Raw genomic sequence first — 9,465 nt, forward strand, 5'->3', positions numbered from 1 at the left:
GCGGTCGGCCAGCACGATCGCCTCCTCGACATCATGAGTGACGAGGATCAGCGTCGGCCTGGAATCCGCCCACAGATCGAGAAGGTGATCCTGCAAATCGGTGCGCGTGAACGCATCGAGCGCGGAGAACGGCTCGTCGAGTAGCAGCACCTCCGGCCGCGGCACGAGCGCCCGCGCGATCGCGACGCGCTGCGCCTGGCCGCCGGAGAGTTCGCGCGGCCACACACCGGCCTTATCGGAGAGGCCGACGCGCTCGATGGCGCGCGCGACACGCTCCTTGCGTTCGGCGGCTGGAAGATGCGCGATGCCGAAGCCGACATTTTCCGCGACCGTCAGCCATGGCAGGAGCCGCGGCTCCTGAAATACGATGCCGATCTTCTCGTGCGGCTGCGTGATGACTTCGTCGTCGAGATGGATGATGCCTTTGCTCGGTCGGTCGAGGCCGGAGATCGCGCGCAGGAGGGTGGACTTGCCGCAGCCCGATCCGCCGACAATGGCGACGATCTCGCCCGGCGCGACGTCGAGCGTTATACCCTCCAGCGCGCGGACATTGTTCGGATAGGTCTTGGAGACGTTGGCGATCGCGAGCATGTCAGGCTCCCGCGCGCGCGTGGAAGCGGTCTTCCCAGCGTAGGAACGGCGCCGTTCCGCTGGTCAGGATCCAGTCGGTGGTCTTGCCGAGAACCGCAAAGGTGATGATCGCGGCGACGATCTGGGCCGGCTTGCCGAGCTGCTGGCCGTCGATGAGGAGATAGCCGAGGCCCTCCGATGCGCCCATGAATTCGGCGGCGACGACGAACATCCAGCCGAGCCCGAGCCCGGAGCGCAGCGACACCACATAGGCCGGCAGCACCGCGGGAAGAAGAATGCGCCGGACCAGCGCCGGCCCGGAGAGACGGAAGGCGCGCCCGACCTCGACGATCTTGCGATCGACCGACAGGATCGCGCCCATCACGCCGAGATAGACCGGAAAGAACACGCCGACCGCGATCAGCGTGATCTTGGACGCTTCGAAAATGCCGAGCCACAGGATGAACAGCGGCACCCAGGCGATCGAGGGAATGGCGCGCAGCGCCTGCAGGGTCGGATCGATGATGGTGCGGGTCAGCGCGGAATAGCCCGCGATCGCGCCGAACAGCGTGCCGGCGGCGACGCCGAGACCGAAGCCCGCGGCGACGCGCAGAAGCGTTGCGCGGGTGTGCTGCCAGAGTTCGCCGGTGCGCGCGAGCTCCCACAATGTCGTGCCGATGACGGAGGGTGGCGGCACGAGGCGTCCGTCCGACCAGCCGAGCCGCACCACGATTTCCCAGATGATTGCGAGCGCGACCGGAAGCGCAAGGCCGAGAATCGGCCGCCACAAATGCGCGCGGCGCGTGGGCAACGCCTCGTGCGCTTCGGTCTGGTCAGCTACGGGAATTGCCATCTCGACAGAAGACATCGCACGCCCGCGTTATGCAATTCAACTGGAGAGCCAAAGGAGTGCGCCGTTCCCGGACCGGCTGGGAGGTGCCGTCCGGGAACGGCGAACCTGACGATCAGTTCGTCAGGGCGATGCTGGTGTCGATCAGCGCGTCGACCGTCGCTTTCACATCGACGTTCGGTTGAATGACGCCGGCTTGCTGAAGCGCGAGCCCGGCCGCGAGGATCGAGTCCCGCTGCGGCGCGCCGATCTTGGAATGCGTCAGTTCAGTGCGCTCCTTGAGCTGGCGATCGACGACCGATTCCGGAAGCTTGGTCACGGCGATGAAGGTCTTCTTCACCTGGTCCGGGTTGGCGAGCGAATATTTGCGCGCATCCTCGTAGACCTTCAGCACGCGCTGCACGAGGTCCGGATGTGCTTTAAGGAATTGCTCGCGCACATTCAGGATGCCCCAGGTGTTGGCGTCCCTGTTGCGATAGAACAGCTTCGCGCCGTCTTCGATCTCGGCCGCGGCCATCATCGGGTCGAGGCCCGCCCAGGCATCGACGTCGCCACGAATGAGCGCGGCCTTGCCATCGGCATGCTGCAGCAGCACCGGCGTGATGTCCTTGTCGGTGAGCTTCACGCTATGCAGGGCGCGCACGAGGAAGATATGCGGATCGGTGCCGCGCGTCACCGCGACGCGCTTGCCCTTCAGGTCCTCGATCTTGCTGATCTTGGAATTCTTGCCGGTGACGAGTGCCGTCCACTCGGGGCGCGAATAGACATAGATCGACTTGATCGGGTTGCCGTTGATCTTCGCAACCAGCGCGGCGGAGCCGGCGGTCGAGCCGAAATCGAGCGAGGAGGCGTTCAGGAATTCCAGCGCCTTGTTGGAGCCGGCGCTCTGCACCCACCGGATCGAGATGCCGTCCTTGGCGAATTCCTTTTCGAGGAGGCCCTGCTCCTTCAGCACCAGCGAGACCGGGTTATATGTCGCCCAATCGATCCGGATTTCCTTTGGCTTGTCCTGCGCGAGCAGGGCCGTGCTCGGCATCAGGCCGACCAGCAACGCCGAAGCGAGGATCGAGCGGCGAGAGAAGAACGACATGGCAACCTCCAGACATGCGGCCGCATTCACCCCGTTAAGGATGTTTGAGCCGGTTGATGAAAAGCAGAGGCTTTGGAACCAACTGCCCGTCAGCTCGGTGCGACGGGACTTAGACCCGACCGCTTAGCTGCATTTTTCAAGCGCCCGCAAGCTGTTCGCTCAAATCGGCGCTACGCGTTCTAGGGTATGACGATCTGCGATTGCGTCAATGAAATGCTATGGCAAAGTTTCACCGTCCGCATGACGATCGTTTTGCACCGGGACACGATTGGAAAATAAAATTTGGTTGGTGGAGCTTTGGCCTCGCCAAAAAACAGAGTGCGCGTCTAAGCAAACGCTCAAGCTACCTTTCAAAGAACGCTCCTTACGCTTCCCCTCTGACGGCTTCGTCGCACCGGCTGTTTGATTGATGTGAGCATCGACAAGGTGAGGGCGTTAAACGAAGGGTTTCGAAGCCCGCGGAAATTTGCGTCGAAAGTTCCAAAGCTCGCCGGGACACCAGCCGCTGGCGGCATATTGCATTGCAGCAATTAATACTTATGCATTGAGAAAGACCCTTACAGATCCGATCGATATGAAATGCTGCAATGCGGCAACTTGCCGTCATCAGCGTTATCCCGGTTTTGACGCACAAGTGGAGTTCCGATGCGAAAGTCCTTTGGCGAATTCGCCGAACAGGGTCGTTATTGGGAAAAGTTGCTGAAAACAGCAGGGCGACTGAAGGTGCCCGGTTCGCCGGAGCGTCCCTTGCAATCTCACCTCACCGAAATCCGGTCCTTCGGTTCCAATCCGGGGGCGCTGCGCATGTTTGCGCATATTCCGCGACAGATGTCGGACCAACGCGCGCTTGTCGTCGTGCTGCATGGATGCACACAGAGCGCAGCCGATTACGATCTCGGTGCGGGCTGGTCGACCCTTGCCGATCGTTTCGGATTTTGCCTCCTCTTTCCCGAGCAGCAAGCTGCGAACAATCCGAACCGCTGCTTCAACTGGTTTCAGCCAGAAGACAGCAGCCGCGGCAGCGGTGAAGCGCAGTCCATCCGGCAGATGATCGACAGGATGGTGTCCGATCACGACATCGACCCGGAACGGGTGTTTGTCACCGGACTTTCAGCTGGCGGCGCGATGGCTTCGGTGATGCTTGCGACCTATCCCGATGTTTTCGCGGGCGGCGCGATTATCGCGGGTCTGCCCTATGGTGCTGCGAACAACGTTCAGCAAGCGTTCCAGACCATGTTTCAGTCGCCGCCGCGGCCTTCACGCGCATGGGGCGATCTGGTCAGAGCCGCGTCGCCGCATCGCGGACCGTGGCCACGCATATCGGTCTGGCATGGCGGGGTCGATGCGACAGTCATCCCGTCCAACGCCGCAGAAATCATCAAGCAATGGACCGATGTCCACGGTCTCCCGCTGAAGTCGTCATCGAAAGCGATTGTCGACGGCTATCCGCGGCAGGTTTGGCTGAACGCGGCGGGAGAGGAGGTCATCGAATCCTACACCATCACCAACATGGCGCACGGAACGCCCCTTTCGACCGGCGACGCCGATCATGAGTGCGGCGCTGCCGGGCCGTTCCTGCTGGAGGTTGGAATTTCGTCGTCGTACCACATCGCCAAATTCTTCGGCCTTGCCGCGTCCGCGCCGAGCCACGCGGCGGCGCAACGCGAAACCAGGATCACAGGTGAATATGTGCGCGGCGACCGGCTGAAGGCTGCGCCTCCTGCACCTCGTGTCCTGGAAGGCGAGGTTCTTGGACCGGAGTCGGACGACTGGCCTGAGCGCAGGCAACATCCGCACAGTCAATTCGACGTCGGCGCGGTCATCAACAATGCCTTGAAAGCGGCGGGATTGATGAAGTGAGGCCGCGGGTATCCGCAGCCCTGTCGGGACCGGCAAAACTCGGATAAGACAGAACGATCGTCCGTCCTGCCACCCGGTGTGATTCGCGGATGCGCCGGCGTCCCGTCGTCATCTCCTCGATCCGTCACGCGGTCGTCGGGCTCGCGCTCACCATGCTCGGCGCGTGCAGCAGTGCGGTCGTCGATTCCGTTACGCAGCCTGTACCCCGCGCGCCGGCCGGCAGCGTACCCGGTCACGTTTATCTTTTGCGCGGCCTCGTCGGCGAGGTTTTCTCGCTCGGCTTCTACGATCTCGCGGCAAAGATCAGGGAGCGCGGCATCGACGCGGGCGTGTACAGCATGTACGCGCCGGGAAGCCTGACCGACGAAATCATCCAGTCCTATCGCCGCGCGCCGGCGCCGATCGTCCTGATCGGGCATTCGTCCGGTGGCGATGTGGCGATTGGGATCGCGGAGCGGCTCAAGACCGCGAATATTCCGGTCGCGATCATGTTCGGCTTCGATCCGACGCCGATTGCGGGCCGGGTGCCGGACAATGTCCAGCTCTTCATCAATCTCTATCAGAAGACCAATCTGATCGGCGGCGGGGAGGCGCGTCCGGGGAGCGGCTTTCGCGGCCGTATCGTCAATGTCGATCTGCGCGAGCGGCGCGAGATCATTCACATCACGCTGGACAAATCGCCGGTGATCCATGCGCTGGTGGCCGACAAGATCGCGGCGATCCTGCGCGAGAGCGCTGCGCCGCCACCGCCGCCCGCGCGTGGACGCAAGGCGAAGGCCGTCGTTCGCACCGATCCGCGCGTGGTGCCGCTGACGATGCGTTATGTCGTGCCGCCGGGCGTGCCGATCGTGTTGTGGGACTCCGCCATTCGCGCGACAATTGGGGCGGACGAAACCCTCGAGCAATTTGCCTCGCGCGTGAATGCACCGGGCTGGGCCATCGCGAGCATCAACAATATCGGTGCGGGTGACGCTCCGGCGCCCGGCGCGAGTCTGCTGGTGCCGCGAAGCACCGGCGACGGGGATCGGTAGAAAACGCCGGACGGTCGAAGCGCGGCTTCAAGCAGGCGGCGGCAGGCAGGGCCGCATCGGCCTCGTCACGCGGCGCGCTTCTGCGCGATCTCCAGCGCCTTCTCCACGCTCGGGACATAACGCACCGAACGGCCGCGCAGCCCCGGCAGTCCGAAGGCGCGGCGCACGTCGGGGCGCACGCCCGCGAAATAGACCCTGGTATGCGCCTTGTGCAGCCGCTGCACGAAGCGTTCGAGCGCAGCCGCCGCGGTGATGTCGATGAACGGCACGTCGCTGAAATCGAGAATGAAGACGCGCGGCGCATGGACCACGCGATCAAGGATCTGGTTCACGCGCGCGGTGGCGCCGAAGAAGAACGCGCCGCTGATGCGATACACCATGACGTCGCCGGGCATCGTCTTGCCGCGATAGGATGGCCGGCCGTTCTCGTCGTCGGAGACATCCTCGCGAACGAACCTGGCGCCGCCCCGCACGTCGATCGCTTCCGCCATGCGGTGCATGAACAGGAACGCGCCGAGCACGACACCGACGCCGATGCCGGTGAGGAGATCGACGAAGATGGTGAGCAGGAAAGTCGCGAGCAGCACCACCGCGTCGGCGATCGAGGTGCGCAGCAGCAGCGCGAACTCGGTCTTGTCCGCCATGCCCCAGGCGACCACGACGAGCACGCCGGCCAGCGCGGCGAGCGGGATATAGGCGACGAGCGGCATCGCCACGAGAACGAAGATGAGCAGATACAGCGAGTGCATGATGCCGGCGACCGGGCCGCGCGCACCGGCGCGGATGTTGGTCGCTGTCCGTGCAATGGTGCCGGTCACCGGCATGCCGCCGCTGATCGACGCCGCGATATTGCCGACCCCTTGCGCGACGAGTTCGCTGTTCGAGCGGTGACGGCGTCCCGACATGCCATCGGCCACAACGGCGGAGAGCAGCGATTCGATGGCGCCGAGAATGGCAATGGCGAGCGCATCGGGTGCGACCGCGCGGATTTTCTCGATGCTGAAGGGCGGCAGGTGTGGTGCGGGCATGCCGGACTGGATCGTGCCGAACCGCGAGCCGATGGTTTCGACGTCGAGCCCGAAAACGAATGTGATCAGGGTCGCGGCTACGACCGCAATGAGCAGGTTCGGCCATTCCGGGCGCCACCGCTTCAGGAGGACGATCGCCGCGACCGAGAAGATCGACAGACCGACCGTCACCGGCTTGAACGTGCCGAGCGCGTGCCACACCGATTCGATCTTGTGCAGGGTTTCCGGCGGCTCGTTGGTCAGCGTGAGGCCGAACAGGTCACGGATCTGGGTGATGAGGATGATGACAGCGATGCCGGCGGTGAAGCCGACCGTGACCGGATAGGGAATGTATTTGATGTAGGTGCCGAGCCGCAGGAAGCCGATCACCAGCAGCAGCAGCCCGGCCATCAGCGTGGCGAGGATCAGGCCGTCATAGCCGTGGCGCTGCACGGTGAGCGCCACGAGGCCGATAAAGGCTGCGGCCGGGCCGCCGATCTGAAAGCGGCTGCCTCCGAGCAGCGAAATTAAAAAGCCGCCCACGATGGCGGCGTAGAGGCCTCGTTCCGGGCCGAGGCCCGCGCCGATGGCGATCGCCATCGACAGGGGCAGGGCGACGATCGCGACGGTCAGGCCGGCCAGCGCATCCGCCCGCAGGCCGTCCAGTCCGTAGCCCTCGCGCAGGACGGTAACGAGTTTGGGGGTGTAGAGATCGGCAAAAGTGGGATGGCTGCGGTGGCCCGCAGGCGCAGTCGCGTTCATTCCGGTCCTCGAAAGGCGTGATTGGAACTCTTATAGCCGATATCCGCGCAATTTTGATGTGCGTCTTTGCGAGAGCTCAATTGCAGTAGGCGTGGCTGATACAAAGCAGCGTGTCCGAGCCGCGCTGATGATGCGGAGTCGCGGTCTAGGTGACCAGCTTCAGTCCGACGATGCCGGCCACGATCAGTGCAACGCAGCCGAGTCGCATGGCCGTGGCAGGCTCTGCAAACAGCACGATGCCGAGGATCACGGTGCCGGTCGCGCCGATTCCGGTCCAGACCGCGTAGGCCGTCCCAACCGGAAGGGATTTCAGTGCAAGACCAAGAAAGCCGAGGCTCACGATCATGGCCGCGCCGGTACCAAGCGAGGGCCAGAGCCGGGAGAATCCATCCGTATATTTGAGTCCGATCGCCCAGCAGACCTCGAACAGTCCCGCGATCAGGAGATAAAGCCAGGGAAGCTGGGCGGCCATGAGGAGACTCCGTTGGGGGCGATCGTGCCGGGAATATAGGTGAGCTGCGCTCGCAGGGACCGCAGGTCGGCCTTGCGTCTGCGGCAAGGCGAGCGGGCTTGCGACGAAAGGCGCGTGAAAGGGCCGATTTTTGCACCCAAAGCGGGCTTTCCCTATGTTGCACCGCCGTGTCTGGCGTGTTAGCAACCGCCTCGATTTTGCAAGGGCTCCGGAAATTCCGTGAAGTCCGGCTGGATCGGAATTCCCCTTGAATTCCAAAGGCTTGGGCCGTCGGCTCCACGGCGGCGTCAATCTTGCGGATAGCACACGCGCTAAAGGTCAATGGCTGGCGAACAACCGATTGTGGCTGGGGTTGCGGGGCGATATGCCACCGCGCTTTTCGAACTCGCGCTCGAGGAGAAGGTCCTCGACAAGGTCCGGGCCGATCTCGACCGGTTCGATGCCTTGGTTGCCGGCAGTGACGACCTTGGGCGGCTGGTACGCTCGCCGGTCTTTACAGCCGACGAGCAGGTCAAGGCGCTGACCGCGATCCTGCAGAAGGCCGGCATCGACGGCATTGCCGGCAATTTCATCAAGCTTGTGGCCTCCAACCGCCGGTTGTTCGCGCTGCCGCAGATTGTCCGGGCGTTTCGCGCTCTGGTCGCCAAGCACAAGGGCGAGGTTGCGGCCAGCGTGACCGTCGCAGAGCAATTGTCCGACGCGCATCTGAAGTCGCTGAAGGACGCCCTCAATGCGGTGACCGGCAAGGACGTCGACCTTCAGGTCGAGGTCGATCCGGCGATCATCGGCGGACTCGTCGTCAAACTCGGCAGCCGCATGGTCGACACCTCGCTCCGTACCAAACTCAATTCGATCAAGACCGCCATGAAAGAGGCTCGCTGATGGACATCCGCGCCGCAGAAATCTCCGCCATCCTGAAAGACCAGATCAAGAATTTCGGCCAGGAGGCGGAAGTCTCCGAGGTCGGACAGGTGCTGTCGGTCGGTGACGGTATCGCCCGCGTTTTCGGTCTCGACAACGTGCAGGCCGGCGAGATGGTCGAGTTCGAGAACGGCACGCGCGGCATGGCGCTGAACCTCGAAAGCGACAACGTCGGTATCGTTATTTTCGGTGCCGACCGCGAGATCAAGGAAGGCCAGACCGTCAAGCGTACCCGCTCGATCGTGGACGCCCCGGTCGGCAAGGGCCTGCTCGGCCGCGTGGTCGATGCACTCGGCAACCCGATCGACGGCAAGGGCCCGATCACGGCCGACAAGCGCATGCGCGTGGACGTGAAGGCGCCCGGCATCATCCCGCGGAAGTCCGTGCATGAGCCGATGGCGACGGGCCTCAAGGCGATCGACGCGCTGATCCCGATCGGCCGCGGCCAGCGCGAGCTGATCATCGGCGACCGTCAGACCGGCAAGACCGCGATCGCGCTCGACACGATCCTCAACCAGAAGCCGCTCAATGCGGCCGGTCAGCCTGAATCCACGAAGCTGTATTGCGTCTATGTCGCGGTCGGCCAGAAGCGTTCGACCGTCGCGCAATTCGTGAAGGTGCTCGAAGAGCAGGGCGCGCTCGAATACTCGATCGTGGTCGCCGCCACCGCCTCGGACCCCGCGCCGATGCAGTTCCTGGCGCCGTTCACCGGCTGCACCATGGGCGAGTATTTCCGCGACAACGGCATGCACGCGGTCATCATCTATGACGACCTGTCCAAGCAGGCCGTCGCCTATCGCCAGATGTCGCTCCTGCTGCGCCGTCCGCCCGGACGTGAAGCCTATCCGGGTGACGTGTTCTATCTGCACTCGCGCCTCCTCGAGCGCGCTGCGAAGATGAAC

General features: G+C 63.7%; 9 protein-coding genes and 1 riboswitch. Of the genes, 4 read left to right on the forward strand and 5 right to left on the reverse strand.

Translation table 11 applies throughout. The annotated features are described in order from the left end of the window. The 3 genes from VN004_RS08840 to VN004_RS08850 form a co-directional block, all read right to left on the reverse strand. Nucleotides 1-591 (reverse strand): ABC transporter ATP-binding protein (locus VN004_RS08840; RefSeq protein ID WP_325609057.1); only part of this gene is annotated, 591 nt, incomplete at its 3' end. Nucleotide 592: 1 nt separating this feature from the next. Beyond that, nucleotides 593-1,438, reverse strand: coding sequence for an ABC transporter permease (locus VN004_RS08845; protein WP_414710258.1), 846 nt, complete (start codon nucleotides 1,436-1,438; stop codon nucleotides 593-595). 97 nt (nucleotides 1,439-1,535) lie between these two features. After that, nucleotides 1,536-2,510: an aliphatic sulfonate ABC transporter substrate-binding protein gene (locus VN004_RS08850; protein ID WP_325609059.1), complete on the reverse strand. Its 975-nt coding sequence runs from the start codon at nucleotides 2,508-2,510 to the stop codon at nucleotides 1,536-1,538. A 103-nt stretch (nucleotides 2,511-2,613) separates the two neighbouring features. Next, nucleotides 2,614-2,691, reverse strand: a riboswitch (SAM riboswitch). 464 nt (nucleotides 2,692-3,155) lie between these two features. Here VN004_RS08850 and VN004_RS08855 point away from each other — a divergent pair. Next, nucleotides 3,156-4,370, forward strand: coding sequence for a PHB depolymerase family esterase (locus VN004_RS08855; protein WP_325609062.1), 1,215 nt, complete (start codon nucleotides 3,156-3,158; stop codon nucleotides 4,368-4,370). A gap of 89 nt (nucleotides 4,371-4,459) precedes the next feature. Then, nucleotides 4,460-5,401 (forward strand): hypothetical protein, encoded by a 942-nt coding sequence (locus VN004_RS08860; RefSeq protein ID WP_325609064.1) that lies wholly within the window; start codon nucleotides 4,460-4,462, stop codon nucleotides 5,399-5,401. 65 nt (nucleotides 5,402-5,466) lie between these two features. On the opposite strand, the gene VN004_RS08865 is transcribed toward VN004_RS08860, so the two are convergent. Together VN004_RS08865 and sugE are read right to left on the reverse strand one after the other, a co-directional pair. Then, nucleotides 5,467-7,170, reverse strand: a complete 1,704-nt coding sequence (locus VN004_RS08865; protein WP_325609066.1) for a SulP family inorganic anion transporter — start codon at nucleotides 7,168-7,170, stop codon at nucleotides 5,467-5,469. Nucleotides 7,171-7,315: 145 nt separating this feature from the next. Further along, a complete protein-coding gene (sugE, locus tag VN004_RS08870) occupies nucleotides 7,316-7,642 on the reverse strand; it encodes a quaternary ammonium compound efflux SMR transporter SugE (RefSeq protein WP_325609068.1) in 327 nt (108 codons plus the stop codon). Between the two features lie 321 nt (nucleotides 7,643-7,963). Here sugE and VN004_RS08875 point away from each other — a divergent pair, with 321 nt between their 5' ends. After that, nucleotides 7,964-8,524, forward strand: a complete 561-nt coding sequence (locus VN004_RS08875; RefSeq protein ID WP_325609070.1) for a F0F1 ATP synthase subunit delta — start codon at nucleotides 7,964-7,966, stop codon at nucleotides 8,522-8,524. Then, the coding region (gene atpA, locus VN004_RS08880) for a F0F1 ATP synthase subunit alpha (RefSeq protein WP_325609072.1) at nucleotides 8,524-9,465 on the forward strand (942 nt) is incomplete at its 3' end. The genes VN004_RS08875 and atpA, both read left to right, overlap by 1 nt.

The organism is Pseudorhodoplanes sp. (assembly GCF_035565855.1).
GTDB lineage: Bacteria > Pseudomonadota > Alphaproteobacteria > Rhizobiales > Xanthobacteraceae > Pseudorhodoplanes.

Excerpts from the sequence above, each read along its gene's own strand:
- VN004_RS08845 (WP_414710258.1), bottom strand. The coding sequence starts at position 1,438 with ATGTCTTCTGTCGAGATGGCAATTCCCGTAGCTGACCAGACCGAAGCG.
- VN004_RS08850 (WP_325609059.1), bottom strand. The coding sequence starts at position 2,510 with ATGTCGTTCTTCTCTCGCCGCTCGATCCTCGCTTCGGCGTTGCTGGTC.
- VN004_RS08855 (WP_325609062.1), top strand. The coding sequence starts at position 3,156 with ATGCGAAAGTCCTTTGGCGAATTCGCCGAACAGGGTCGTTATTGGGAA.
- VN004_RS08860 (WP_325609064.1), top strand. The coding sequence starts at position 4,460 with ATGCGCCGGCGTCCCGTCGTCATCTCCTCGATCCGTCACGCGGTCGTC.
- VN004_RS08865 (WP_325609066.1), bottom strand. The coding sequence starts at position 7,170 with ATGAACGCGACTGCGCCTGCGGGCCACCGCAGCCATCCCACTTTTGCC.
- sugE (WP_325609068.1), bottom strand. The coding sequence starts at position 7,642 with ATGGCCGCCCAGCTTCCCTGGCTTTATCTCCTGATCGCGGGACTGTTC.
- VN004_RS08875 (WP_325609070.1), top strand. The coding sequence starts at position 7,964 with ATGGCTGGCGAACAACCGATTGTGGCTGGGGTTGCGGGGCGATATGCC.